The sequence below is a fragment of the Peribacillus sp. GL_122 genome (assembly GCF_057835005.1).
The window spans coordinates 1,808,686-1,833,085 of sequence record NZ_CM174415.1; the positions used below are offsets into that span (position 1 = coordinate 1,808,686).

25 protein-coding genes and 4 pseudogenes are annotated in these 24,400 nt (G+C 36.0%); 23 read left to right on the forward strand and 6 right to left on the reverse strand.

The window, feature by feature from the left end; all coding sequences use genetic code 11:
• Positions 1–31: 31 nt before the first annotated feature.
• On the reverse strand, positions 32–640 hold the full coding sequence (locus tag AC3ISB_RS08810) for a trimeric intracellular cation channel family protein (RefSeq protein ID WP_489276054.1): 609 nt from the start codon (positions 638–640) through the stop codon (positions 32–34).
• A 168-nt stretch (positions 641–808) separates the two neighbouring features.
• On the opposite strand from AC3ISB_RS08810, the gene hflX reads away from it, so the two are divergent.
• The 4 genes from hflX to glnA all read left to right on the forward strand — a co-directional run bounded on the left by hflX (position 809) and on the right by glnA (position 5,315).
• A complete protein-coding gene (gene hflX / locus AC3ISB_RS08815) occupies positions 809–2,062 on the forward strand; it encodes a GTPase HflX (RefSeq protein ID WP_489276056.1) in 1,254 nt (417 codons plus the stop codon).
• A gap of 12 nt (positions 2,063–2,074) precedes the next feature.
• Positions 2,075–3,343 (forward strand): methionine gamma-lyase family protein, encoded by a 1,269-nt coding sequence (locus AC3ISB_RS08820; RefSeq protein ID WP_098372708.1) that lies wholly within the window; start codon positions 2,075–2,077, stop codon positions 3,341–3,343.
• A 194-nt stretch (positions 3,344–3,537) separates the two neighbouring features.
• On the forward strand, positions 3,538–3,942 hold the full coding sequence (locus AC3ISB_RS08825) for a MerR family transcriptional regulator (RefSeq protein WP_076368569.1): 405 nt from the start codon (positions 3,538–3,540) through the stop codon (positions 3,940–3,942).
• A 38-nt stretch (positions 3,943–3,980) separates the two neighbouring features.
• Positions 3,981–5,315, forward strand: a complete 1,335-nt coding sequence (gene glnA, locus AC3ISB_RS08830; RefSeq protein ID WP_034313424.1) for a type I glutamate--ammonia ligase — start codon at positions 3,981–3,983, stop codon at positions 5,313–5,315.
• A gap of 109 nt (positions 5,316–5,424) precedes the next feature.
• Here the strand turns inward: glnA and AC3ISB_RS08835 are convergent.
• Positions 5,425–5,661: pseudogene (locus AC3ISB_RS08835) on the reverse strand (tyrosine-type recombinase/integrase); the annotation flags it as partial.
• Between the two features lie 637 nt (positions 5,662–6,298).
• On the opposite strand from AC3ISB_RS08835, the gene AC3ISB_RS08840 reads away from it, so the two are divergent.
• The gene (locus tag AC3ISB_RS08840; RefSeq protein WP_489276059.1) at positions 6,299–6,868 is read left to right on the forward strand and encodes a sce7726 family protein; all 570 of its coding nucleotides are present in this window, start codon (positions 6,299–6,301) and stop codon (positions 6,866–6,868) included.
• Here the strand turns inward: AC3ISB_RS08840 and AC3ISB_RS08845 are convergent.
• The gene (locus tag AC3ISB_RS08845; protein ID WP_489276061.1) at positions 6,837–7,898 is read right to left on the reverse strand and encodes a beta family protein; all 1,062 of its coding nucleotides are present in this window, start codon (positions 7,896–7,898) and stop codon (positions 6,837–6,839) included. The genes AC3ISB_RS08840 and AC3ISB_RS08845 overlap by 32 nt on opposite strands.
• A 436-nt stretch (positions 7,899–8,334) precedes the next feature.
• Here AC3ISB_RS08845 and AC3ISB_RS08850 point away from each other — a divergent pair, with 436 nt between their 5' ends.
• From AC3ISB_RS08850 to AC3ISB_RS08890, 9 genes and pseudogenes are all read left to right on the forward strand, one after another.
• Positions 8,335–8,604 carry a hypothetical protein gene (locus AC3ISB_RS08850; protein ID WP_489276063.1) on the forward strand — a complete coding sequence of 90 codons (270 nt, stop codon included), beginning with the start codon at positions 8,335–8,337 and terminating at the stop codon, positions 8,602–8,604.
• A gap of 120 nt (positions 8,605–8,724) precedes the next feature.
• Positions 8,725–9,036: a hypothetical protein gene (locus AC3ISB_RS08855; protein WP_489276064.1), complete on the forward strand. Its 312-nt coding sequence runs from the start codon at positions 8,725–8,727 to the stop codon at positions 9,034–9,036.
• Between the two features lie 255 nt (positions 9,037–9,291).
• Positions 9,292–9,783: a hypothetical protein gene (locus AC3ISB_RS08860; RefSeq protein ID WP_489276066.1), complete on the forward strand. Its 492-nt coding sequence runs from the start codon at positions 9,292–9,294 to the stop codon at positions 9,781–9,783.
• A 102-nt stretch (positions 9,784–9,885) separates the two neighbouring features.
• A complete protein-coding gene (locus AC3ISB_RS08865; protein WP_489276068.1) occupies positions 9,886–10,137 on the forward strand; it encodes a hypothetical protein in 252 nt (83 codons plus the stop codon).
• 193 nt (positions 10,138–10,330) lie between these two features.
• Positions 10,331–11,101: a hypothetical protein gene (locus AC3ISB_RS08870; protein ID WP_489276070.1), complete on the forward strand. Its 771-nt coding sequence runs from the start codon at positions 10,331–10,333 to the stop codon at positions 11,099–11,101.
• A gap of 156 nt (positions 11,102–11,257) precedes the next feature.
• Complete coding sequence (locus AC3ISB_RS08875) at positions 11,258–11,587, forward strand: HNH endonuclease (protein ID WP_489276072.1); 330 nt, start codon at positions 11,258–11,260, stop codon at positions 11,585–11,587.
• 98 nt (positions 11,588–11,685) lie between these two features.
• On the forward strand, positions 11,686–11,988 hold the full coding sequence (locus tag AC3ISB_RS08880) for a P27 family phage terminase small subunit (RefSeq protein ID WP_489276074.1): 303 nt from the start codon (positions 11,686–11,688) through the stop codon (positions 11,986–11,988).
• Positions 11,985–12,593 (forward strand): annotated as a pseudogene (locus tag AC3ISB_RS08885) (terminase large subunit domain-containing protein); the annotation flags it as partial. The gene AC3ISB_RS08880 and the pseudogene AC3ISB_RS08885, both read left to right, overlap by 4 nt.
• A gap of 495 nt (positions 12,594–13,088) precedes the next feature.
• On the forward strand, positions 13,089–14,084 hold the full coding sequence (locus AC3ISB_RS08890; RefSeq protein ID WP_489276076.1) for a hypothetical protein: 996 nt from the start codon (positions 13,089–13,091) through the stop codon (positions 14,082–14,084).
• Positions 14,085–14,531: 447 nt separating this feature from the next.
• Here AC3ISB_RS08890 and AC3ISB_RS08895 read toward each other — a convergent pair whose 3' ends face one another.
• Positions 14,532–15,377 (reverse strand): hypothetical protein, encoded by an 846-nt coding sequence (locus tag AC3ISB_RS08895; protein WP_489276078.1) that lies wholly within the window; start codon positions 15,375–15,377, stop codon positions 14,532–14,534.
• Positions 15,378–15,524: 147 nt separating this feature from the next.
• The gene (locus AC3ISB_RS08900) at positions 15,525–15,773 is read right to left on the reverse strand and encodes a hypothetical protein (protein ID WP_489276080.1); all 249 of its coding nucleotides are present in this window, start codon (positions 15,771–15,773) and stop codon (positions 15,525–15,527) included.
• Between the two features lie 398 nt (positions 15,774–16,171).
• Between AC3ISB_RS08900 and AC3ISB_RS08905 the strand changes: the two are divergent.
• The 6 genes and pseudogenes from AC3ISB_RS08905 to AC3ISB_RS08930 all read left to right on the forward strand — a co-directional run.
• Positions 16,172–16,387, forward strand: a pseudogene (locus AC3ISB_RS08905) (phage gp6-like head-tail connector protein); the annotation flags it as partial.
• On the forward strand, positions 16,374–16,670 hold the full coding sequence (locus tag AC3ISB_RS08910; protein WP_489276082.1) for a phage head-tail adapter protein: 297 nt from the start codon (positions 16,374–16,376) through the stop codon (positions 16,668–16,670). The pseudogene AC3ISB_RS08905 and the gene AC3ISB_RS08910, both read left to right, overlap by 14 nt.
• A 26-nt stretch (positions 16,671–16,696) precedes the next feature.
• Positions 16,697–16,937, forward strand: a pseudogene (locus AC3ISB_RS08915) (IS1595 family transposase); the annotation flags it as partial.
• 210 nt (positions 16,938–17,147) lie between these two features.
• Positions 17,148–17,633 (forward strand): DUF2975 domain-containing protein, encoded by a 486-nt coding sequence (locus AC3ISB_RS08920; protein ID WP_489276084.1) that lies wholly within the window; start codon positions 17,148–17,150, stop codon positions 17,631–17,633.
• A gap of 211 nt (positions 17,634–17,844) precedes the next feature.
• Positions 17,845–18,471, forward strand: coding sequence for a major tail protein (locus AC3ISB_RS08925; protein WP_489276086.1), 627 nt, complete (start codon positions 17,845–17,847; stop codon positions 18,469–18,471).
• Positions 18,471–18,914: a head fiber protein gene (locus AC3ISB_RS08930; RefSeq protein ID WP_489276088.1), complete on the forward strand. Its 444-nt coding sequence runs from the start codon at positions 18,471–18,473 to the stop codon at positions 18,912–18,914. Before AC3ISB_RS08925 ends, AC3ISB_RS08930 begins: the two co-directional genes overlap by 1 nt.
• A gap of 297 nt (positions 18,915–19,211) precedes the next feature.
• Here the strand turns inward: AC3ISB_RS08930 and AC3ISB_RS08935 are convergent, their stop codons facing one another.
• Positions 19,212–19,838: a hypothetical protein gene (locus tag AC3ISB_RS08935; protein WP_141995113.1), complete on the reverse strand. Its 627-nt coding sequence runs from the start codon at positions 19,836–19,838 to the stop codon at positions 19,212–19,214.
• Positions 19,839–20,348: 510 nt separating this feature from the next.
• Here AC3ISB_RS08935 and AC3ISB_RS08940 point away from each other — a divergent pair.
• The 3 genes from AC3ISB_RS08940 (at position 20,349) to AC3ISB_RS08950 (ending at position 23,949) form a co-directional block, all read left to right on the forward strand.
• Positions 20,349–20,693: a YolD-like family protein gene (locus AC3ISB_RS08940; protein WP_480340444.1), complete on the forward strand. Its 345-nt coding sequence runs from the start codon at positions 20,349–20,351 to the stop codon at positions 20,691–20,693.
• Positions 20,694–21,718: 1,025 nt separating this feature from the next.
• Positions 21,719–22,834, forward strand: coding sequence for a GerAB/ArcD/ProY family transporter (locus tag AC3ISB_RS08945; protein ID WP_141995106.1), 1,116 nt, complete (start codon positions 21,719–21,721; stop codon positions 22,832–22,834).
• 317 nt (positions 22,835–23,151) lie between these two features.
• Positions 23,152–23,949, forward strand: a complete 798-nt coding sequence (locus AC3ISB_RS08950) for a DUF4046 domain-containing protein (RefSeq protein ID WP_480340442.1) — start codon at positions 23,152–23,154, stop codon at positions 23,947–23,949.
• Positions 23,950–24,400 lie beyond the last annotated feature (451 nt).

Here is a 24,400-nt window from a genome sequence, read left to right on the forward strand (position 1 = left end):
AAAGCCCGCCAAGATGGCGGGCTTTTCAAATTTATGTTTTAGGCATCCATTTCTTATTAGGAAGATGCCAATTATTGGTGTAAGAAAGGACTCGCAATATCGTGATGACGGCAAAGAGCGAATAAAGCTGCCATGACTGGGATAATAAACCACTGCCTAAAGCCAAGCCTGCAATGATGGCCCATACTACGTAGATTTCTTTTCTGAAGACCAATGGCTTTCTTCCAGCTAGCACGTCACGGAGTATCCCGCCGCCGCATCCGGTTAATGCAGCTGATACAATGATGGCGCTTATTGGATGATTAAGTTCCACAGCATACATCGCCCCTTGGATGGCAAAGGCTGAAAGGCCAATGGCATCAGTGAGGTTTCCCCATCTGTCCCAGTGCTTTGAAAGGTTTGTAGGAAAAACAAAAACGATGGTGATGGATACTAAAGCGATGACAAAATAGAAACTTTGATCCCATAACGCTGAAACGGGAACACCGATCAACAGATTACGGATTGCCCCTCCGCCAAAGGCGGTTATGATTCCTAAAATATAAACTCCTAAAATATCATACTCTTCTTCCATGGCGATGATGGTTCCGCTAATAGCGAATGCAATCGTACCTATGAAGCTTAATACTTCCCATGTCATATGAATGTCCCTCTATGTCTTTTCGATTTTGATGGTAAGGCCAAATATGATTTTAGCATGTTATCGGAATTTTTAAAACGGTTAAAAGCTTCGTTTTGAGGAAATTTTTATATATTCAATTTTTTTGTTATGATTAACTGAAATCTACCAGAAGGTGGTGCATGTGATTTGGAAGAAGCAAAAAAGGAAACGGCCGTGTTGATTGGGTGTCAAACAACTGAGGCTAATGAACGTTTCGAATATTCACTCTATGAACTGGCTTCTTTGGCGAAGACGGCGAATGGTGAGGTTTTAATGACCATCTCCCAGAAAAGGGAAAGTGTCGATCCGGCTACATATATAGGAAAAGGAAAAGTGGAGGAACTTCGGAATCTGGAAGAGGAGCTGGAGCCGGATTTATTTATCTTTAATGATGAACTATCCCCGAGCCAGATTCGGAACCTTTCGAAACAATTGGAGGCAAGGGTCATTGACCGGACACAGCTAATATTGGATATCTTTGCTCAGCGGGCGAGATCCAGAGAAGGGAAGTTGCAAGTTGAACTTGCCCAGCTCCAATATTTATTGCCGCGTTTGGTCGGACAGGGGACGGCGATGTCCAGGCTAGGAGGCGGAATCGGCACCAGGGGACCAGGGGAGACGAAGCTGGAAAGCGACCGACGCCACATCCGTGGGAAAATAGATGAAATCAAGCAACAATTAAGTGGGATAGTGAAGCATCGTGAACGCTATCGTGATAGAAGGAAACGTAATAAGACATTTCAAATAGCACTTGTGGGATATACGAATGCAGGTAAATCAACGCTGTTCAACCGTTTGACAGAGGCGGATTCATACGAGGAGAACCAATTGTTCGCTACATTGGATCCCATGACACGAAAGGCGATTCTTCCTAGCGGATTTACCGTGCTGCTGACGGATACGGTTGGATTCATACAAGATTTGCCGACATCTTTAATTGCCGCATTCCGTTCTACCCTGGAAGAAGTGAAAGAAGCGGATCTGTTGCTTCATGTGGTCGATTCCTCAAGTACAGATTACTTTAATCATCAGAAAACGGTGCAGGATTTGCTAAATGACTTAGATGTCCCTTCCATTCCACAGCTAACGTTGTATAATAAGAAAGATAAGATTCACACTGATTTTGTCAGGTCAGCAAGTCGTGCTTCATTAATGATCAGTGCCTATGAACAATCGGACCTGAATCAAATCATGGAAGAAATTGAAAAGTACGTGATTGAAGAAATGGTCCCGTATCATGTTTTCCTGCCGTCGAGTGAGGGTAAATTATTATCACAGCTGAAAAATGAAACCATATTGCGCACGCTCTCCTTTAATGAAGAATCGGAAAGGTATGAATGCAAAGGTTTTTGTCTAGCTGATCATCCAATAACCGGGCAGCTGGAGAAATATTCATTATAAAGGGGAATTTTGATGTATCATCAGTTAACTAATGGAGAAGTGTTGAAAAGCATTGCCCAGGAAGTGGAAGCAATGATTTCTCCGTTACATAAGCAAGTGGACGAACGAATTGAAGAAAATCAATTCCGCGTATTACAAAGTTATCAAGCACATAGAGTGAGTGATTCCCATTTCATCCCGACTACAGGGTATGGATACGACGATATTGGCCGCGATACGCTGGAATTGATATATGCAGATGTATTTGGAGCGGAAGCTGGATTGGTGCGCCCCCAAATTATTTCAGGCACACACGCCATCTCCACCGCTCTTTTCGGCATATTGCGCCCAGGGGATGAATTGTTATACATAACTGGAAAGCCGTATGACACTTTGGAAGAAATTGTGGGCATCCGGGGTTCGGGTATCGGATCTTTGCGTGATTTTCAGATCAGCTATAAGGCCGTTCCGTTAGAGGAAACTGGAACCGTTGATTTCGAAGCTGTCAAACAAGCCATCCAACCAAATACGAAGATGATCGGTATACAACGGTCAAAAGGGTATGCTACACGTCCTTCCTTTACGATTGATGAAATAAGGGAAATGATTTCTTTTGTAAAAGACATTAACCCTGAAATCGTCGTGTTCGTGGACAACTGTTATGGAGAGTTTGTTGAGACACAAGAACCATGTCACGTCGGAGCGGATTTAATGGCAGGTTCACTCATTAAAAACCCCGGTGGCGGGATTGTGAAGACCGGAGGATACATTGTTGGTAAAAAGGACTTGGTTGAAGCTTGTTCCTATCGGTTAACATCACCAGGAATAGGGGCTGAAGCAGGTGCGTCGCTTTATAGTCTGCAGGAAATGTACCAAGGGTTCTTCCTTGCTCCACATGTCGTGGGCCAAGCTGTTAAAGGAGCCATATTCACAGCTGCCTTTTTAGAAAAACTCGGTATGAATACATCTCCTAAATGGGATGCGAAGCGAACTGACTTGATTCAATCCGTCCAATTTAATGACCGGGATAAGATGGTCGCCTTCTGTCAGGCCATCCAATATGCATCACCAATCAATTCACATGTGACACCATATCCTGCCTATATGCCAGGATATGAAGACGATGTAATCATGGCTGCGGGCACCTTTATACAGGGGGCCAGCATTGAACTTACGGCAGATGGTCCGACAAGGGCTCCATATGTTGCCTACGTTCAAGGCGGATTGACATACGCCCATGTTAAAGTAGCTGTATTGACTGCTGTGAATGCGCTAATGGACAAAAAGCTGATTCAATTGTAAATGAAACTAAGTTAGGTATGTTATGGGAATCCAAATACAATTGGATTCCTGTAAAACCAATAGTCATAATATTTGAGTAGTAATAAATCATTTAATTTTCTGAAAAAAACACGTCATAAAATGTAACATGATATTGACAAGTTTAATAACATGATATAAGATAATTTTAGATAAACAAAAGGAGGATGCTAAGAATGAGCGGCAACAACATTCGGCGTTCGATGCCTCTTTTTTCCATCGGAATCGTCATGCAGCTAACTGAGTTGTCTGCACGCCAAATTCGGTATTACGAAGAGCATCAACTTATTACTCCTATGAGAACAGATGGAAATCGTCGGGTTTTTTCATTAAACGATATCGATCGACTGCTTGAGATTAAAGACTTAATCGAACAAGGAGTCAATCTTGCCGGCATCAAAAAGATTTTCACTGTAAAGGAACAGAATTTACCTAAAACTCAAGAATTAGAACAAGCGGAAAAGATAAGACAGGACCTTAGTGACGAGGAGCTTCGCAAGCTTCTGCGTGCCGAGCTTTTACAAGGAAGCAAGCATCGAACTTCTCTTCGACAAGGAGATATGTCCCGTTTTTTCCAATAAAAATATGATTTATGAATGATTATTAGGGGGAATAGAAATTGGCAAAGTTCACACGTGAAGACATCACTCGTTTAGCGAAAGAAGAAAATGTTAAGTACATTCGTTTACAATTTACTGACATTTTAGGGACAATTAAAAACGTTGAAATCCCAGTCAGTCAATTAGAAAAAGCACTTGATAATAAAATGATGTTTGACGGATCTTCCATTGAAGGATTCGTACGTATCGAAGAGTCTGATATGTACCTATATCCTGATTTAAATACATGGGTTATCTTCCCTTGGACTTCCGAAAAAGGTAAAGTTGCACGTTTAATCTGTGATATTTACAATACGGATGGAACACCTTTTGATGGAGATCCACGTGCAAACCTAAAACGTGTACTTGCAGAAGCAAGAGAAATGGGCTTCACAGATTTCAATCTTGGACCTGAACCTGAATTCTTCCTATTCAAACTGGATGCAGCAGGCGAGCCGACTCTAGAATTGAACGATAAAGGCGGATACTTTGACCTTGCACCTACTGACCTAGGAGAAAACTGCCGTCGTGATATCGTTCTTGAGCTTGAAGAAATGGGATTTGAAATCGAAGCATCCCACCATGAAGTAGCTCCAGGACAACATGAAATTGACTTTAAATATGCAGATGCAATTTCAGCTTGTGATAACATCCAAACATTTAAATTGGTTGTTAAAACGATTGCCCGTAAACATGGTTTACACGCAACATTCATGCCAAAACCATTGTTCGGTGTTAACGGATCTGGTATGCACTGTAACGTTTCTCTATTCAAAGGCAACGAAAACGCATTTTATGATAAAGAAGGTAAATTGGAATTAAGTAAAACAGCTGAGCAATTTATCGCAGGTATCATTAAGCATGCTCCAAGCTTCACTGCGGTAACAAACCCAACTGTTAACTCATACAAACGTCTAGTTCCTGGTTACGAAGCTCCTTGTTATGTTGCATGGTCCGCTAAAAACCGTAGCCCACTAATCCGTATCCCAGCTTCACGCGGAGTAAGTACTCGCGTAGAGGTACGTAGTGTCGATCCAGCAGCAAACCCATACTTGGCACTTGCAGTTCTGCTAAAAGCTGGTCTTGACGGTATCAAGAACGACTTGACTCCTCCAGCTCCAGTTGACCGCAATATCTATGTAATGAATAAAGAAGAGCGTGAAGAAGTAGGTATCGTTGATCTACCAGCTACTTTATATGCTGCATTGGAAACATTAAAATCCGATGAAGTCATCAAAGAAGCATTAGGTGAACATTTACTTGAACACTTCGTCGAAGCTAAAGAAATCGAGTGGGATATGTTCCGCACACAAGTTCACCCATGGGAACGCGAACAATATATGTCAATGTATTAATAGCTTTAAAGCCTTGGTATTACTGAGTTTCTCAGTTGCCAAGGCTTTTTTTGTTTTTATAAAATGAACGGGAACTAGCTGGCTGACCACATTTTGACCACATTTCAAACTATTTCATATTCAACTGGGCATAATCCATGTAATTTGAATATCCGTCCACACTTTTTTCTTCGAGTTTTTTTGACACGTGAGCATAGACATCAGCTGTTGTTTGAATGGATTTATGTCCTAAACGTTCCTGCACATCTTTTAAACTTGCTCCAGATTCAAGAAGTAAAACGGCGTGGGTATGTCGTAAACCGTGGATGGTTATATGTTTTGTAATTCCTGCTTTTCTACAGATGCGAAATTCACTTCAACCTGGCGGTTGTTCAATTCATTTTTAGGAAACGGGATAGTCCCTTGGGACTGTAAGAAAAGGTGGGTGCCTGTGAATTATACACAATCTGAATTATAACGAATTCAAAGGGGGGGGGTTGCCCATTTTACATTGGAAAAAACAAAAGGAAAGCAATGATTTACTATCGAAATTCCACGCGAACGATTTCTGAACGATTCGCGAACGATAAACGGACATTTATTTATTTTGAATGTGCTAAATTAATAGTATGGAAGTTTTGAAGAGAACTTCTAAATAAGGCGTGATGGTTTTTAGCTGTTGCACTTTATTCCCTTTTTTTCTGAATGGTTTATTATTCGTGGTTGCTCGGAGTATGGCCGAGTGACCTTTCTTTTTGTGCAGTGTAAACCAGATATAACCATTCAGAAGACGGTAAGTATTTGGATGTAAATTTATATCTTCGAGAATAAAAAAAAGGGCAGCATAAATTGGGGTTGTCGTTAAAAAATTATTTTTGCCGCATTGTTGTACTCTTAGTAGGATAATTAACACGTTTGAAGAATACCTATAAAAGAGAGTCATTACTTCGGTAAGCTCTTGAAATTAAAAGGATTTATTAATATTATATGTTTAGGTGATACAAATGGAATTATTAAATGATATTAAAGTGAGAATGCTGTTATTGGACGAATTAAACAAAACATATGGTGAATGCCCTGAAACTAGAATAATTAATGAATTAGGTTTGGATTTTGGAGCATCTAGAATTGATGTAGCAGTTGTTAATGGAATAATGCATGGATACGAGATAAAAAGTGATTTAGACAATTTACTTCGACTTCCTAGACAAATGGAGTATTATAACAAAGCATTTGAAAGAATGACAATTGTTATTTCTAGAAAATACCTTTTGGAAATAAAAGAATTGATACCTGAGTGGTGGGGAATAAAAATAATAAGCGCGGATCAATCAAGATTGATTGATATCAGAAAAGGAAGAAAAGTGTCCCATCAAGACCCAACTCTCATTATTAAATTATTGTGGAAAAAAGAATTAGATGGTTTAATTGATCATTTGGGTTTACCTAAATCTCTAAAAAAAATGAGGAAAAATCAGCTCCTTTCACTCTTGAATGAAGAAGCTGATTTTAATGTTATACGATCTTATGTCTATTCGGTTCTTAAGAAGAGAGAGAACTGGAGATTAAATTAAGCTCACTAAGCTGTGCTACCGTAATTTCTATATGATGGTTAACGGCAATGGCGATAGGTGCTTGGTGTTCTGCAATAGTAAATTCCCTGTCTGCACATCTCTTAATTTCTGAATCACCAAAGGAAAAGTCAGGACCTGGATAGTAGTCGTATTCAATTAAATTTTGACATACTTCATAAAACGTTAACTCTCCGTCATCTTTAATAAGTTTTGATTTGGCGATCCAATAGTCTGTCTCTGTTGAGTAAAATACTTTTAAATAGGAGTTATTCATATTGAATCCGGATAGAACTTCTCCTTTTAATCTTGTTGTGTAATCACCAAAATTTAAAGTTCTATTGGTTGATCTTAATTCTAGATAATTATTTAGTTCAACCCTTGGACCTACCAATGTAATAGAATGAGTTTCTGCGTCATTAGCGTTCTCGGGACAAGAGGTAGCTAAATAAACTAAGTTAGAATTTTTAATTTTAGAGAATGTATTTATAGTATTTTGAATCCTGTTAATAGTAGCTGGATGATTAAAGAAATCAAGAATCACTGTTACGTTTGTATTTGGCGGTGCCAACTGTAAATCACTCTCAATTTTCTGATACACATATGGGTTAAACGATTCCTGGAAATCATGACACCTAACTCTAATTGCTATTTCAGGATACCCTGATTGAAGAACAGAATTTATTAACCAATCAGGAGAATCATGTTGGAAGCATGGGATTAAATTTAACTCGGTTTGTTTCATCTTAATAATACAGTGATCAACAAGGTTAGTACCGCTGGCAGTTACTAGTCTATCTTCTTCCCCAAGTTCTTCTAGTGCACAATTAAAGTCATAAATGAACTTAGTGTCTTTTACTCGTTCTTTTAGATATCTACCTAAAGTGTTAAATTGAACTTCCCAATTATTGATATTTTCTCTTTTTACTCTTTTTGATTCAATAATAGGGATAATTTGCGAACGTGATTCTTCTTTCAATTTTTTTACAGCCTTCATTTCGTTATTAGCATTTTTTAATAGTGGATAATACATATAAACCCCTCCTTGTTTTTAGATACATAAGTACCATTCTGCTAATAGTTAAAATACCCTTCTTTTTGGGTTATATTTGTTAATATTACATTTTTTTCAAATTAAAAAAACGAAATCTTTATATTTTTTACATTAAGCATCCTTTCGAGGGTGCATTTTATTTTGGAGAAAGAAGGTGAGCCAGATGAAATTTGACGAACATTTTTCTAAACGGCGATTCTGAAGTTTATTCAACTTTATCCTGAATAGATTGCCACTAAAACATAAGTTCTCACTTAAAAGGGGTGTAGAATGGATGGCAGGACGGGGAGAAGGAAACTCTCTTCGGTTATGAAGGGTTTTTTGTCTGAATATCGCCTAGAAGTTGTATTTTTACTAGCAGGACAATTTCTTTCAGACGTCGAATGTGTATATTTGACGAAAGGAGAGGGATTTTATGAGTGATATTATTAAATCCACTGATTACTGTAACTTACTTAAACAAGGGAAAATAACAGTTGGTAATTCTGTATATGCTATAGAAAAAATATATGTAAAGGAAAAAGAAACAGAAGAAATAAGGTTTGCATACTATAAAAAAGACAGCACAGGTAAAGAATTTTTTGTTCCACGTCCTTTAGATTTGGAGGAAGAGCATTTACTTGCTTTGTTAAAAGCAGGTATAGATGAAGGTGTGCTTCCGAATGATTTGAAAACTAAACTTTGACTTAAGAGACTGCTTTAATTGAGTGGTCTTTTTCTATTCACCAAAACAAATGAAAAAAGTATGAAATCTTAATATTATTGATTGAAATCGATGTAAATGAGTAAAAGAGGAGGTTTTCAAATGAATCATTTTTTTATTATAGAAGGTTGTAGAGAAACGGGTAATTATGTTGTTTATGAAGGTAAAAAGGGAGTCGACGAAAACCTGATAATCCAAACTGTAAACAATAAAAAGAAGGGGGGATTAAAGGAATGTAGACAGTATATAGGTAATCACCTGAAAAATGAATGTGGGTATGCATTAAATCAGGTAGTACCGCATCAGTGTGTAAAACCAAATAGGGAAGAGTTAAAAAACCCTTGGCACCTTAATTGTACAGTACAAGATTATATAGATGGTATTGATCCGGCAAAAAAGTTGGGTGAAATATAGAAACTATATAAAGGCTGGTATTTAAGAATTTCGTTAAATACATGAGCATATATCCACTAATAGGCGTTTGTTTTTATGTTCCTTGAAAACTTGCATGAAGCATAAAATAAAGTTTCTAACTTTAACTATTAAATCGTTGCTACACCAATTGATTCAGGAACGCTTAGGTGTTCAGTTTAGAGGGAATATATATTATGTAGGAGAATATCACTCTTTTCGATTGTGTTATATAATCAAAAAAAGGAGTGGGTTTAATTGAGTTTAGAGAAAGATAAAACCATGAAAGAAGTAATTATAGGTTGGGGGTTACCTGAATGTCTTAAAGAAGATGAAGAAAACATAGCCTATAAATTTCATGATGATGGAAAATATGAAGGTGGACATAGGGATAGAGAAGAAGATGTGAAATTCTCTCTTTATAATAAAAAAACTGAGAAAGACCTGTTTACTATGGATTTCTATAAAAGAGGTCTAGCTGTAGAGATGCGGGGCAAAAATAGTAATAGTATAAAATTACAATTACTACATGTCCATGATGCTTCTTATAGAAAAAAAGGATTATCTAGCTATTATATTGAAAAGCTTAAAGAATATGCGATTAGTAAAAGTAGAGAATGCATATATATAGTTGCCAACGCTGATGGTGTTAAGAGTGAGAGTAAGGAGAATTCCTTAAGTCAAAAAGATTTGGAAGAATTTTATAAAAAGAGAAGTAGTTCTGAAATGCGAATTATATTAGAAAGCTAATTCTGAGCATCCTTTTGAGGGTGCTTTTTATTTTGGAGAAAGAAGGTGATGGAGAATCGAATGATAACGCATGGGCACAAAAACCTTAAAAGGGGTGTGCTGATGAAAAAAGAAAATCGCTCTTCTGATGAATCTAAAATTGCTGAAGGAATTAATACAGAAGATGAATTGAAAAGAGATGCTACTAAAGAAGAGCTTGATAAAGGTGATTACACGGAAGTAACCACTTTGTCTCTTGATGAGAACGATCCTACACCGTTTCCCGCGGTGTTTTTATTTTGGATAAGAAAGGTGTTCAAGATGAAGTTTGCTGACCATTATTTATCTAAATCGGACATTCAGAAGTTAACATAGAAGGAACAGCAACATTAGAGTGAACCTGAATCATGGCTAAGAGAAAAGAAGAATTAAAACATAGAGATTGGGAAGATATGATGGGTAAGTATTGTGATACTTACAAAAGAGTTGGTGAATCTGTAAGGAAGAAGTAGGCAGGAAATTCCCCGATTATAGTCGAAATAACAAGTAATAAGGGGGAGTAGTAATCATGTTTAAAGAACTATCAAAGGTATTAAATATCAAATGGACTATTTGTATAATTATTTTTATAATCATTGTCCCAATCATCATAAATTATTTTCTTTTAACTTGGCATTTTTCAGGTTTTTGGTTAATTCCTGGGGTTCAAGGAAATTACAATGATTGGTTAGGGTATTTCTCTAATTACTCAGGGGGTATAATCGGAGGTATTGTTGCTTTCTTTATTGCTTGGAGACAAATCAAATCACAAGCTAAAGAAAGGGAGATTGAAGCCATAAATGCAGAAAGAAAAACTTTATTAAAAGTTCAATATGAACTTAAAAAAATTAAATATGAATTTGATGCTTTGAAAATGGTTGAAGTACAAAATGAAGATATTCCTGAATCGAGTTTAGATATAAGAGAATTAAATCCCACAAACTGGACAGATTTAGGTGATTTGAGAAACACCCAATTATTTTTAGAGTTGATGGAACTTGAAGATTTTTATAAACAATTTAGAAAAGATTTATTAAATAACATTCATGATTTAGAGATAACTAAAGGCCGTATTGAAGATCAATTAAAAGCTAGTTTCGATAGGTCTAAAGGCAGGAATTGGGAACTTGAAGAAGAATCAATTAGAATTGCAAATACTTTAATCGTTCTGAAAAAAAGTAGAAGTTATTACTGGAATCAATTTGGTAATAAAAGAGATGAAATAGAACAAATAAGCAACAATTTAGATAGTGAATTAATAAAAATTAACAATGAAATTGGCCCTCTTAATAATTCATAATTCAAATTAATTTAAAGTCACTTATCAGTGGCTTTTTTTAAGGAGATTTTTAAATGAAACAATTTTACTACAACAAATACAAGCGTGATAAAGAAGCTAAGTATTCTATAGTCAATAACATGGGGACCAAGTGAATGAATAGGAGTTGTTGCTAGCATGCCAGAGTACAAGACAGAGGAACAGAAGATGAAGTTCTATAGGACTGGTGACTGGAACAAGCTAAGGCTCCAAGCATTGGATAGAGACAACTATGAGTGCCAACAGTGTAAGCGTGAGGGAAAGGTTCATGTGGACTCCAAGAAGGTTGAAGGAGAACGCAAGACCATTGAACTGAATGTCCATCATAAGTACGAGATTGAACACTATCCGCAATTGGCATTGGTATTAGATAACCTTACAACATTATGCCTGAACTGTCATAACAAGATGCATGACCGTGTCTTCGGTGAACAGAAAAAGAAACGTTGGGATGATGAGATGTGGTAATACCCCCCCTTAAAATATTTGGTCATTTTTTTGAAAACCGGGGAGGGGGCTCGATTCTCCAGATTTATCATCAATTTTTCACGTTAGGGGGTGGATACATGGCGGTTAAAATCACGGAACTCAAAGAACAACTAATGAATAAAATAAATTTAGATGATTTGATCCAGGTTGAGAAAGTAGAAGGGTATATACATTTAGTCAAGTCTTTTAGAAGAGTAAATAAAATAATCAACAAAGAGGGCGAATCCGTTACAACGAAAAATGGATCCCAGACTTTTACTAAAGCCCATCCCCTAATTGGTGAACGGAATAAGATTAATGCTTCTTTATTGAGTATAGAAAAGTCATTCGGTTTTGAGGATGAAAAGGAGCCCAAGCATAGCGCTAGTGACCTTATATGATTTCTAATAAATACGTTGATGAATATATTAAGTTGTATGAATCAGGAAACATAAAGCTTAATAAAGAACGTGTCCTGCTGATAGGGTATTTGAAGAAACATGTTTTATCCCGAGATGATCTATATTTCGATGAAGAACAAATAAATAATTTTAAGAGGTTTACCGAGAAATGGTATTTCCCCTTAGAACCTTTTCAAATGTTCATAGCAGCGTTTGTTTTTTTGTTTTACAAAGATAACGGGAGAAATTTCTTTCGTAAATTCCTGATTATGATGGGACGGGGTGGTGGTAAGAACGGTTTAATCACTGCATTAACAAATTTTTTCATAAGTGAATTGCATGGTATCCCAAAGTACAATGTTTCCATTGTTGCAAACTCGGAAGACCAGGCAAAAACCTCCTTTATGGAAATGTACGAAACCATTGAAGAACATAAAATTTTAGAAGGAATGTTCTATAAAACAAAAGTGGAAATCAAAAATAATGCGACAAAAAGCATTGTGAAATATCGTACGTCCAACGCATCTACTAAGGACGGTTTGCGTGATGGCTGCGTCATTTATGATGAAATACATCAATACGAAACAAATGAAGTGGTGCGGGTATTAATAATTATAAATTGTTACTTTGGTACCTTGTTAGACTATAGTGCAGTTTTTTGGGAGATGACATTGTATAATATGGATATTCTATCAACTTATAAGGAGTGAGATGCTTTTTTTGAAATACTTGGATAAGTTAGTTTTGGTAGTCAGTTCTATGCATTAAGATGTAAAATGAACAAATTATTATCGAGAAAAATGATTATTACTATTAAAGTTACATACAGAAAGGTATGATTTTTTTGTTAAAAAAACTAATAATAATTTTTGGAGCTTTTATATTAACTCTTTTTACTCTTAATACTCCTTTAGCCGATATGTGGGAAAACTCTGGTGTGTTTGAGGTTTGGAGTTTTTGGATTTTAATTCTCATTCTGTTTTTCTATATCAAATATGACAAATAAATATGAAATAATACAAAAATATGACATTATGGTAAAAATGTACCATTTTAAAAAATATATTATAATAGTATGATTTTGAAGGAGGTGGAAAAATATGAAAAAATTTACATTCATATTAACGGGTTTATTAGCTTTTTCTCTAGCTCAACAACCCATATTAGCTAAAGAAACTAACAGTACTAATATTAAATACGAAAAGGATGGCAGAGTTGCTCCTATTTTAGAGGCTGATACTTTATCGAATAAAGAGTTAGATAAAGTATTAGAGAGGATTGGTGTAGAGAATCAGGTTATTTCCAAATTAACAAAATCTGAAAAAAGGAACATTGCTAAAAATGGCGGAAAAGCTATTGATATTAAAGTAGAAAGTGTCAAAAAATATTATACGTCTTTTGACGGTACGAGAATTGAATATACTAAAAAGAATCTTGAAAAAATCAAAAAGCAAAAAGTAAAAGATCTTAAAACATATAATAATAAAACTGGTAAAAACTTATCAATCATGAAAATCGAACCTACTGTCATGCCGACTGATAGTAATATATCCACTATGGCTTTAAAAGATAAAGTGAAAATCAACGGTAAGTTAGAATTTGCTCAACAGGTTATTTACCTAGGAAGTACAACGACTGCATATAAATATTTAATTAATACAAATGCTGCATGGAACGGCAGGCCTTTAAATCAAAAAACAGATGGTATGGGAGTAGCTTGGGATAAAGGCGGAGTTGCCGTAGCAGACACTTTTAAGGCTACTTATTCCCAAGAGACAGAAGTGGCAGATGGAAAAGGTGGAACTAAGTGGATTTCTAGTAACAAGGCTTTAAGCATGACTTCACCCCAAGCGTATGGTCATGGTGTTAAAGTTGGTTTAGGTGGAGGAGATTTTCAAAATATTAATATGCAAAGAGAGATGAGAGCAAGTAAGAAGTTAGCTGGTGATCCAGCTTATCTTGTAGCTAAATATCATCATACTCATCTAACTCTTTCTGGTATTAGTATTTCTATTGGTATTGTTTCTGTAGATATTGCAGGTTCTTCTGGTGACGATACAATGATTGAATACAGCTATTATTATGGAGATAAATAACTTGTTTGAATAAACTCTTCTAAAAGTAAAAAGCTGAACCCTCTTTATCCAGGTAAGTATGATTTTCTTATTCAACTAAGCACAAACTGTTGAATAAGAAAATCAAGGATATCCTCTAAAAATAGTTCAAAAGTGCAAGTGATCCTAAATTACAGGCTAAACCTTTTTAATTAACTCCGTTATATTATTATCATCGTTATATACCACTTTATCTATTCGGAAATCTTCACTAGCAGCGTAGCTACTTTTAATCTGCTGAATCCATTCATATGCTGCAACAGCAGCTGTCCAATCGGGGTATTTTTTAAATTCTGAATTAGTAACGGGGTAACATTAAAGAATGCGCAGATTTCGTTTATACACATTTTTTTTGATTCAATGTAGAAAAAGCCCTTCTCTTTTTATCGGAAGGGCTTCGAAATTTTTGAAATATATATTCCATTTTTCTTATTTGATGAAATACTGATAAGCCCGCTGTACTAACGACTCAATTATTTCTTGACGATCGATTAAGTCAACTTGATTTAACTTTAAAGTATAAAGTGAGTTCTTATGTTCATAATCTAAACTTGCTGCCTCCATCTGCTCTTCAAATTCAGGGTCACTTTCCATTTTAAACATAGCGTTTATAAGCCTTTTTTTTGGCTTAAAGTAGATGAAATTGTTTGAAATGCCACTCTTCTCTAAACCAATGTAATGTTTATTATATTTTAGGTTATATCCATCATCGCATTTTTTAATCAAATTAAGGATTGAATCAGCTAAAGAAACCGTTTCTTTAGAAGCAGTAGCTTCCCAGAAACCTCTATCAGTTGGTTGGTGAACAGTCTCTATTTCATCATCAATCTCTTTCATTAAACTTTCATCTAATACTTTAACAAAATGAAGTCCTATTTTGTTTTCTATTTGAATAGCGCTCATCTGCAATGCAATAATTGGAATGTTTCCATTGAATAGGCTAATAACATTTAAAAATCGACTAGTAATGTTTTCAGCAATGATGACTGCAACATGTTCATATTGAGGATATCTTTTTCTTTCTATATCCCAATATTCTATAGTTCTAATAATGTGACTTTCATCTGTTTTACCAAGTTGTAATTCTATTTCATATATTCTGTTCCCATTTAATTCCCTGAATAAAAAATCCAATCTTCCAGCCCTTGGTTGTTTTCGCTCTAGTTGTAATAATTCAACGTCACCTAACCCCAATAAATTTGGATTTTCAGCGATGATATTCTGTACCCAAGCTTCGTTAATTTCATTATGGTTTTTTAAGTTAACTATATTCATATTCATATACTCCAATTTTATTATCTCCCTTATTGTTTAGAGTTCAATTCAAATCCTTGTTGTAACTATAAAATTCTGTTTAGAATTGTAATTCAAACAGAGTTAACTGTTTGAACTGATTATTGAGTATTAAAAAGACAAATCTTCCTAAACTATAGGTCTAACATTCTTAACTAACTCCGTAATATCAATATCATCGTTATAAATCACCTGAACAATATGGAAATCCTTACTAGCTGCAAAGTTATTTTTTATTTGTTGGATCCACTCGTATGCTGCAACAGCTGCTGTCCAATCTGGATCTTTTTTATAGTCTGAGGTTGTGACAGGGAAGCTTCCACTTTGTAGAAAGTTAGTCCCCTTTGCATGTAAGTAAACTTTTATATTTATGCTCATTCATTTTGCTCTCTTCGGTTTATTTAGTGTTACATATATTTTATATCAAGTTGCTCAAAATAAGTGCGTTTATTTTGCCCACCAACTTGCCCACCAATTCATGATACTTTACTCTTAATAATACAGAAACTGTTTTTGGAAAAGCTGTTAAACAGGCATTTGTGATATTTTATGATGCCTGATTATGCTAAGAAGTATGTTCCGCACACAGGTTCACCCATGGAACGCGAACAATATATGTCTATGTATTAATATTTCAAACCCTTGGCACCTTTGGTGTCAGGGGTTTTTCTATTTCCGGCATTTATTCATAAAATCTAATGAAGTAATCAACTGCCCGATAAATGCCCGAAAAAACTAAAAAAAATTATTCAAAGACATTTTTCATATGCTCCTCGAAAAGATTGTTGTCCTTTTCTATTGTGGATTTGCTAAACAAATGTGGACAATTCAATGTGGAAAAGGACGAGAGGGCCAAGGAGCTAGTCTTTGAACGTACTCGTTATGCCTATAATGATGCCCTTGAATACTTCAATGATGATTTCCTTAGTCAAATTAATAGTTTAGGATTATCGATCGCATTAAAAGAGGGCGAACCAGATGCAGCCGTTTAAATATAAACCGCCAAGGGTTAATACAGGAGATTTACGTACACCCGTTATTTTTCATGAGTATACAGCAAATGAAGGACCTGAACCTGGTGAATCCGAAAAAAGGGTTCTCTATCGTGCTTGGGCCAAGGTTGATAATGTTTGGTTGAAAGACTTAGAGATTGCTAAGGCTAACGGGACCTTATCTGATATCGCGATCAAGGTACGAGTCCCACAAGCAGACGATATTCCAAATAATAAGCATTATCTGTCCATCGATGCTCCTGAATACCGAGACAAGCAATAATGTCAAACACGTTCAACCCGATTTGAAAGGGCGTTTACCACATTCAGAACGTGAACAGGCTACCATAGCCGACTGAAACGCTGGATTGACCGCTTTAACGGTGTTGCAACGAAGTATCTGCAACATTATTTGGCTTGGCTTCGTTATGTAGACAGCAAGGAATATGAGAATACTTCATCGAATAAGAAAAATATGTTGGTCAAATCGTGCCTATTTACTGTGACCGACACGAATACCAAACTTCGGCTCTCTGCTTATTCTTGTTAAGCTAACGGGCAGTTTTGTTGAGCAAGTTGTAAATTTAACATTTTAAAGTAAGAGCATTTCTTTGTAATGAGAAGTGCTTTTTATTTTTGTCAAAATTAAAAGGATATTTCAATAACAATAATAATATAAATAAAAACAATATAAATTTATTGTAAAACGATAAATATTATGCTAAAATCATGTTGTCATTAAATAAGTGAGGTCTTTTAAATGAATGTTAAACGAGGTTCAATCACTTTCTTAAAGGTAATTATTTTTCTGGCTGGAATTGCAGTGCTTGCTTTGTGTATCTGGTTGCCTGAGATAGCCGTTAGAGATGCAAGGGTACATCCAGATACGGCTTACTTCCTAATCCCCTTTTTAGTATGTGCATACGGATTCTGTATTGCGTTTTCTGTTGCGTTGTATCAAGCATATAAACTATTAACCTACATCGAAAAGAACAATGCTTTCTCTGAATTATCCCTTAAATCTTTGAAGATTATAAAGAAATGCGCTTTTACAGTCATTTTCCTCATTTTGTTAGGAATAGTAAGCTTAAGGGTGCTTGCTAAAGTTACAGGTAGTGATGATGCAGCGGGTCCTACATCATTATGTCTAATGGGTATTTTAGCAACAAGTATCATCGCAGCCATTGTGGACGCACTTCAAAAGCCATTAAAAAATGCCCCAGATATAAAGTCAAAAAATGAATGATTAACGGATATGTAAGACTTTGGATTGTCAGCCAGGTGATTTTTGGAGTACAAAAGCGACGAAGACACTCAATAAAAACAGACACAACTAATTTATTTAACTACGGGGACGATAGCTCAATGAACCGCCTTTTCACCAAGGCGGTTTTCTTATGGTCAAATATCAACATTAGAATTTAACATAGCCATTATTTTAAATAGGAGTGATTAATTTGGCAGAAGAGAAAAAAAGCTATAGAGCATCTACCGGTGTGAATGAATTTTATTATGCGGTTTTAACAGATGACGACGACCATTCATTTACGGCTGGTGAAATTACCCGGATTAAATTTCTGCAAAATATTGAGGTAGAAATGCCGCAAGAAGCGATGAGGGCGTATGGGGATAATGGTACAGCTGAAATTGCTATTTCAGGTGGAAATGTAACAGTATCCACTCAATTTCACAAAGTACCCATTCAGGATAAGAATATTTTATTTGGTCTAGAAACAGTGGACGGACTTTCGTCCATTGGCGGTGAGGATGGACCACCTTATGTGACAGCGGTATTTACTAAGACATTTGAGGACGGTTCTAAAGAGTGGGTGGGACTTACAAAAGGAATGTTCATGCGTTTTAAAATTTCCGGTAAAACCAAAGAAGAAAACAAAGAATTTGATAATGAAGAAGTCACTGGAGAATTTATGGAGCGTTATGTAGAAGCAACCGAATCTGAAAAATCTGTTCTTTTCGGAGCTGACAAAAAAGGTGAAACAGACAGCCGGGATTCACTATTCCAAAAGATATTTGGCAAACCTTATCCAGGAACAACTGGAGAGCAAGGTGGTGTGGAGGGATAATGACAAACTTTAAAGCTGTTGTAATTGAAGATATCCAGGTCAACAGATTAGTAGTATTAGCAGTCAAAGAAAAAGAAAATGAAATAAATATTCGTTTAGCCCAAGAAGGCGAAGTCCCTGACTTTTTAGCAACAAGAGCGATCACAGAAGGTGAAGAGGTCTATGTGACTATTAAGAATAGAGAAACATGGAAGGTCGAAGCGGGAGCAGACATTCAGGCAGGTGTTCCAGTAGGGACTGGTGAAGATGGGAAAATCGTTGAAGCTCTTGGAGAAAATGCACCAGCTATCATCGGATATTATATAAATGCGGCAAAAGCTGGGGAAGTTGTTAGTTATGTCCGGAATGTAAAAGGTGGAGGAGAAGGTATTCCGGGTCGCAAGGCTCAAAAGGCGACAAGGGTGCTGATGGATTCCCGACGGAGGAACAGTGGAACGAATTAGTAGCGAGAGTAGAGACACTAGAAGGATAAAGAGCAGGAATATTCCTGCTTTATCTTAATTTTTACTTTTAGTGAAGGTTTTAAAGAAACAATTTATTGTCCTTGACACTTCTTTCAACTGGTGAATTACTTTCATTAAAGGCTGTTTATTTAATGAAGTAAATCTTTTTGTTTCTGGGTTCAATTTTGTAATTGGTAACCAAATGGAAATATTTGTTTTTATGAGAATAAGTCGAAAATATATAAGGGTGAACAAAACCTTGTATATTTTCGACTTGATGCAAAAGTACCAGTTTTATCATTGACAACTGTACTTGAACTTAGGCTCTGTCTGAATATAAAAGGCATTTCTTACTTGCGCACTCCAATTTGCAAAGGCTGATCTCCATTCAGGAGTGTTAAAGAATTGATCTACAGTTTGAGTTTCAGAATGCCAAACTATAAATAGGTTGAGTGGGGCAATTCCTCCTGCCCAAATTCCATTATTTGCGTCAGTATCTTCTTCCCTTACTAATAATAAGGGTAGACCAAATTGAAAAGCCATTGAAGGTTCTACTTGTGAATAAACTGATCCTTCCCAGAACGGAGTGGATGGTGGAAGGGGTCCCTCATTGACGCCAACTGTCTTAATTTGAAAACGACGGAGGTTTACTGCTAACATTCCATAGCTTGATGAAACTAACCGACGAATATCGGTTAAAATGGCTTCGGGATAACTTTCGCTTAAAGGTAATGTACGTGGAAAAAGCAAAGCATTCTCAATCTCAAAAATTAGACGGTTTAGAAACTGTTGTTGGTTATCATTTAAATGAGTTGTCGTACTTAAAAATATGGGAATACGATAAGCACGGTCAATACACTCTTGGTGTGCCGATCCTATTTTTGCTTCATCTTTGCTTAAAGAGCTATGCTCATTATTACTCACTTTCTCTTCATCTTTGCGAAAAGAGCTATGCTCATTATTACTCACTTTCTCTTCATCCTTGCGTGAAGAGCTATCCTTATTTTTACTCACTTTCTCTTCATCCTTGCGTGAAGAGCTATCCTTATTTTTACTCACTTTCTCACCTTCTTTTTTATTAATTCTTCATAGTTTATGTAGATTAGTTTTTAAAGAGCTTATCTCTACTAAATATAGGCGGTTTGCTGTTTTACAAATCAATTCTGCTGTAGACTCAGAAAGCTATCACCTATAGAGTATCCGAAATTAATGATTGAATAAATTGGAAAATTGAGGGGGAGGTTAAAAACCTTCTTCAACTACCGGGTGCTTTAGTTCCATAGGGCATAAAGGAAGACCACAAAAAAGTGGTCTCTTTTATTTGTTCAAAAATCAACATTTCTCTAGCCCGAAATATTTGGGGAAGGAATTTTTTTCTGTCTTTTATAAGAACGTTAGTTCGCATATAATGGATGTAAAGGAGGGATCTTTCTGATGAGTACAATTCGTGATAGAGGGCTCGTTAAATGGCAAGCAGCGTTGATTATGCCAGAACATAAAGCTTTAAATAAAAAAATGGGTGAGGTTGATTGCTTCCTTAATAAAAAACCTGTCCTTGATGAATACCAGGTTGAAGAGTTTGAAAACAACATTCATTATGCGATGGAATATCATTTACGGCTAAGTTTTTCATTGCATAACGAGGGAAGTCCTTATGATTTGCACGGGTATTGTGTGTACATACATCCTGTCACGAAAGAGTTACGTATTCAGAAGAAAGATAGTTCCTTTGAGTATATTCAATTTAATGAGATTATTGATGTGATTGTAGAGGATTAAAAAAAGCCCACCTTAAAATACAGGAGGGCTTTGTAGTGTTTGAAGAATAAACAAAAAAGGCATATAGATTTAGGAGTATACAAATGGAGATTCAGATTGGGGTTCAATTGTTTGCGAACGGTGCTAAGTTCTTACAGTCTTTTGAGACCATTTCAACACAAACTCCTCCAAAACAGTTCACACCGCCTTCCCTAGTTATAGACGATTGTACTTATAAGAAGGTTTTCTGTTTTTAAAAATTATCCCTTTGTTACTATGAAGTACAGCTAAAAATATAGAAAACATTTTAAGAATCAGTGCAGCAATAGTAGAAAATCCTTGCCTGACAACTTCCGATCAGTAAAGGTAAACCGTTTATAAACATGATAAACCGAAATCATTACTAATTTTGGTTTTTTGTCGCGTTTATACTTTTTTCAGTCTATGAATACCTTAACACTCAGAAAAGGATAGAACAGAGCCGAGCATTTATGGAAGAAAGCAAAGAGTTGGATAAGGAATATTATATTATAGCAATCGGAGTACATAACAAAACGATTAAAGTCCATGTGACGATAGAGGGAAAACCGGAATGAACTCGCCTATACTATGACTCAAATCGCCCAAAAGCATGATGGAGGATTATGAAATCATAGTTAGAGCTATAGGAGGACACCCAGTTTCCAATTGAAAGCCTTGACAACTAACTTATACATTACTTAGGTGGCGTAGTTTGCTGCCTGTTTTTGTTTAGAATATTAAATAGATGGTGATAATTACCTAAAAGGAGAAAAAAGAAATGTTAAGAGCTGTAATGAAACTCAATATTCCTGGGTAGTCGGACTTTATTTTACGTTTCGTTTGGTAAACAAGGGCTCTTTATGTCGAATTTTAATGTTTCCATCAATTCGCTATTCCTGATTGTGACAGCTAGTTTGAATGGGATTACTCAATCCTATAATTTGGTTTGTTCAAAGGGAGTCTTTAAGGAATAAGTGGTAGCGACTCGTGATTCTTCAGTCGATATTTGCAAGGAAGTGTAGAATGTGGTAAAAAACGTTAAAATCAGCCCTCGTCAATTTTGTATTTTGGTGATTTTATTTTCTATAGGAACGACCATCTTAATTATTCCAGCTGCTATCATAAAAACGGCACAACAAGATGCCTGGATCTCAGCTTTACTCGGTATAGGACTAGGTTTATTACTAGTGGCGTTAATCATTACCTTAGCAAACCGTTATCCGAATATGACATTAGTCGAAATTAATGAAAAACTTCTCGGAAGATGGTTAGGCAAGACCGTTTCTCTTGCGTTTGTTTTCTTTTCATTTATCTCTGCAGCAGGACTTTTATTCCAGGTTGGGACTTTTTTGACGACACAAATGATGCCTGATACACCCGTATTAATGATCAATATTCTTTTTGCGTGCGTTGTGATCATGGGAATTCGCCTTGGACTTGAAACCTTGGCTCGTTCGGCCGAGATTTTCTTTGCTTTTTTCATTATCCTATTTATCATTTTGGTAGTTTCTGTTGCTCCTCAAATCGATTTTCAGAACATACAGCCTGTATTCGAAGTAAGAATGAAACCCATTATATGGTCAAGCCTCATTTTTGTCAGCATTTTTTGTCTACCCTCTGTTGTATTATTAATGGTTTTTCCCGTGTCTGTAAATCAGCCAAAACAAGCCAAACAAGCCTTTTTTTCAGGAATAATCATTGGGGGCCTCTTTTTAACCATCATTATCGTTTTAGGCATTTTGGTTTTAGGTATTGATGTTGCTTCGAGACACATGTATCCAAGTTATGCGATAGCCAGAAGAATCAATGTAGGGGGTTTTATACAACGGATTGAAGCAGTAATGGCTATCATGTGGTTTATTTCAATGTATTTTAAATTGATATTTTATTTTTACGCAGCGATTACAGGTCTTGCCCAAACATTAAATGTAAAAGACTATCGACCACTTACTTTACCATTAGGGATGATTATGGTTGTCATGTCTGTGACCTTACATCCTGATATTCTTGATTATAATCAATACAATAAAGGCATTTTTATGGTACATGCTTCAACCTATGGGCTATTTCTTCCTCTACTATTGTTAGGAATAAGTGCCTTTCGAAAAAAGGAAGAGACCAAACAGAATGAAATTCCCTAAGAAACCACCAAAAGATGTTGAATGACAATAAGGTGTTTAAAAACAATAAGTCGATTAAGTGTTTTAAGTAACAAAAAAATGGTTTAAAAAAGGGTAAATCCATGAATCTCAAGAGTTTTACAGTCCAATTTTAAACAACTTTATTATCATATTTTTATGTGCAGCCGTTTTACCTCTTTCTTGTCACAGTAATCCCCCTATATCTCAAGTGGTTAGAACAAGATATGAGATGGTAAGGCCAACGCATTAGATGGAGTTAATTTGGTATTATATTAATTTTTGGATATAGTTTGCAATAGAGAAAGGAGCGATTTCCTATGGAAGAAAAAGAAAAAATAATCCAAATTTATCGGGATGTATTAGATGGAAGAAGAGCACGATTTCCTAACCACTTTTTTGTAGGAGATCAGGGAATGAAATATTTAGCCTTCCTAACATGTTACCTCATTGAAGAGTACTTAGGAATTCCTATAGAAGAAATTCCTCGAAAAGTCAAAGCGGAAACCCTTTGGAATCACCGTTTACGACCTCCTTCTCATGTTCATGGATGGAAGGGTTTTATAGTGGTAATTGAAAATGCTTACCCTGGAAAGTTTCAACCTTGGGAATTCAATCAAGTTTCCAATAATTATTGGAAAGGGGAAAACGGAAGAAAAAGGGCAATTGAAGTCGTTCGATTCGTGATTGAAGAAAAATGCAAGATACCCCATCAAGAAATCCCTTTGAAAATCAACCATCGCTTCTTTAAAGATCAAAAACTTAATGGTATTTTTCGTTCTTTTGATTATTCTCCTTATCAAGTGATTAATGCTGTGTATCCTGGTCATTTTCAACCGTGGGAATTGGCTAACGTTCCAGTTAATTATTGGAAGAACCCTGAGAACATCAAACAGACGTTAGATTGGTTTCTTTTTCAAAAGCTCTGCTTTTCTTCTTATGAAGATGCTCTTATGAGACTCAAGAAAAAGGACTTCTTCCAATATCGGTTAACTGGATTACTTCAAAGGGCCTTCGACTTTCGATTGTTTAGGGTACAACAATGGATAAGAGAACAAAACACTCATGACCATCTAACATTAATAAACGATAGGGTACAGAAACGATTTGAGGAATGAGAAACTGTATGAAATTCCTTCAAGTATAGACGGATTTAGCTCCCCTTTAACAAAACGTACTGGATATTGAAAAAAGAAAAATCTTCCTCTAATGTTATCGTGACCAAACCAAAACATTGATAGCAACTTCTCAATCCTAATGTATGTCCGCTATGTTTTAAATTGAGTAAGATCATGCCAGTTCTAACCATCGAATGCTCCGCCATGTCTGGGTTTCGAATGGAGGAACCCTCTATATTCATGTACCTGTTTACAGTCAACGGTGTGAGGACTGTGACTTCACTTGGACGGTGGAATTCCATATATTCCTGTTCAATAAAAGGTTACCCTGCACTTTATAACGATGATCGCTCATAAATGTTTCGGGCAACCGTTTGAAGGCGTAGCTTGTGAAAGGGAGGTTCCTGCTTCTCTACAAACACGTTTTATTGTGGAGAACTATTTATTTCCT

What these genes read in the sequence shown, in the direction of transcription:
- AC3ISB_RS08810 (WP_489276054.1), bottom strand. Translation starts at nt 640, where the DNA reads ATGACATGGGAAGTATTAAGCTTCATAGGTACGATTGCATTCGCTATT.
- AC3ISB_RS08820 (WP_098372708.1), top strand. Translation starts at nt 2,075, where the DNA reads ATGTATCATCAGTTAACTAATGGAGAAGTGTTGAAAAGCATTGCCCAG.
- AC3ISB_RS08825 (WP_076368569.1), top strand. Translation starts at nt 3,538, where the DNA reads ATGAGCGGCAACAACATTCGGCGTTCGATGCCTCTTTTTTCCATCGGA.
- AC3ISB_RS08840 (WP_489276059.1), top strand. Translation starts at nt 6,299, where the DNA reads ATGGAATTATTAAATGATATTAAAGTGAGAATGCTGTTATTGGACGAA.
- AC3ISB_RS08845 (WP_489276061.1), bottom strand. Translation starts at nt 7,898, where the DNA reads ATGTATTATCCACTATTAAAAAATGCTAATAACGAAATGAAGGCTGTA.
- AC3ISB_RS08850 (WP_489276063.1), top strand. Translation starts at nt 8,335, where the DNA reads ATGAGTGATATTATTAAATCCACTGATTACTGTAACTTACTTAAACAA.
- AC3ISB_RS08855 (WP_489276064.1), top strand. Translation starts at nt 8,725, where the DNA reads ATGAATCATTTTTTTATTATAGAAGGTTGTAGAGAAACGGGTAATTAT.
- AC3ISB_RS08865 (WP_489276068.1), top strand. Translation starts at nt 9,886, where the DNA reads ATGAAAAAAGAAAATCGCTCTTCTGATGAATCTAAAATTGCTGAAGGA.
- AC3ISB_RS08870 (WP_489276070.1), top strand. Translation starts at nt 10,331, where the DNA reads ATGTTTAAAGAACTATCAAAGGTATTAAATATCAAATGGACTATTTGT.
- AC3ISB_RS08875 (WP_489276072.1), top strand. Translation starts at nt 11,258, where the DNA reads ATGCCAGAGTACAAGACAGAGGAACAGAAGATGAAGTTCTATAGGACT.
- AC3ISB_RS08880 (WP_489276074.1), top strand. Translation starts at nt 11,686, where the DNA reads ATGGCGGTTAAAATCACGGAACTCAAAGAACAACTAATGAATAAAATA.
- AC3ISB_RS08890 (WP_489276076.1), top strand. Translation starts at nt 13,089, where the DNA reads ATGAAAAAATTTACATTCATATTAACGGGTTTATTAGCTTTTTCTCTA.
- AC3ISB_RS08895 (WP_489276078.1), bottom strand. Translation starts at nt 15,377, where the DNA reads ATGAATATAGTTAACTTAAAAAACCATAATGAAATTAACGAAGCTTGG.
- AC3ISB_RS08900 (WP_489276080.1), bottom strand. Translation starts at nt 15,773, where the DNA reads ATGAGCATAAATATAAAAGTTTACTTACATGCAAAGGGGACTAACTTT.
- AC3ISB_RS08910 (WP_489276082.1), top strand. Translation starts at nt 16,374, where the DNA reads ATGCAGCCGTTTAAATATAAACCGCCAAGGGTTAATACAGGAGATTTA.
- AC3ISB_RS08920 (WP_489276084.1), top strand. Translation starts at nt 17,148, where the DNA reads ATGAATGTTAAACGAGGTTCAATCACTTTCTTAAAGGTAATTATTTTT.
- AC3ISB_RS08930 (WP_489276088.1), top strand. Translation starts at nt 18,471, where the DNA reads ATGACAAACTTTAAAGCTGTTGTAATTGAAGATATCCAGGTCAACAGA.
- AC3ISB_RS08940 (WP_480340444.1), top strand. Translation starts at nt 20,349, where the DNA reads ATGAGTACAATTCGTGATAGAGGGCTCGTTAAATGGCAAGCAGCGTTG.
- AC3ISB_RS08950 (WP_480340442.1), top strand. Translation starts at nt 23,152, where the DNA reads ATGGAAGAAAAAGAAAAAATAATCCAAATTTATCGGGATGTATTAGAT.